The 452-nt window shown below is 32.5% G+C and carries 2 protein-coding genes; both read left to right on the plus strand.

Annotated elements, in window-relative coordinates; all coding sequences use genetic code 11:
• Window positions 1-2 precede the first annotated feature (2 nt).
• Window positions 3-278, plus strand: a complete 276-nt coding sequence (locus tag KQ486_RS13595; protein ID WP_338082061.1) for a hypothetical protein — start codon at window positions 3-5, stop codon at window positions 276-278.
• An 8-nt stretch (window positions 279-286) separates the two neighbouring features.
• Window positions 287-452: phage head-tail connector protein (locus KQ486_RS14455; protein ID WP_246569351.1), on the plus strand; the 166-nt coding region annotated here is incomplete at its 3' end.

Here is a 452-nt window from a genome sequence, read left to right on the forward strand (position 1 = left end):
TCATTGGAATTGTTAAAGTAGATTTTACAGATTTAGAAGATAACAGACATGTCTATATGAAAGGGCATGTCTACCCTCGCAAAGGTTATGATCCTACAGATGAACGTATCAAAGCTTTAGCTAGTGTTGAAAATAAACGCAACGAACAAATGATTTACATTGTAAATGACAAATTAACCAAAAAAGAACTTGTCGAAATAGCAAGTGTTGCTGGCTTACAAGTTGATGAAAAACAAACAAAAGCTGAAATTATCAATGCTTTTGAGTCACTAGAGTAGGTGGTTATATGACTACGCTAGCTGATGTAAAAAAACGTATTGGTCTTAAAGATGAAAAGCAAGATGAACAATTAGAAGAAATCATAAAAAGTTGTGAAAGCCAGTTGTTATCAATGTTACCTATTGAAGTTGAACAAATACCGGAAAGGTTTAGTTACATGATTAAAGAAGTTG

It is taken from the genome of Allobacillus halotolerans, assembly GCF_018967645.1.
In the GTDB taxonomy this organism is placed as follows: Bacteria; Bacillota; Bacilli; order Bacillales; family Alkalibacillaceae; genus Allobacillus; species Allobacillus halotolerans.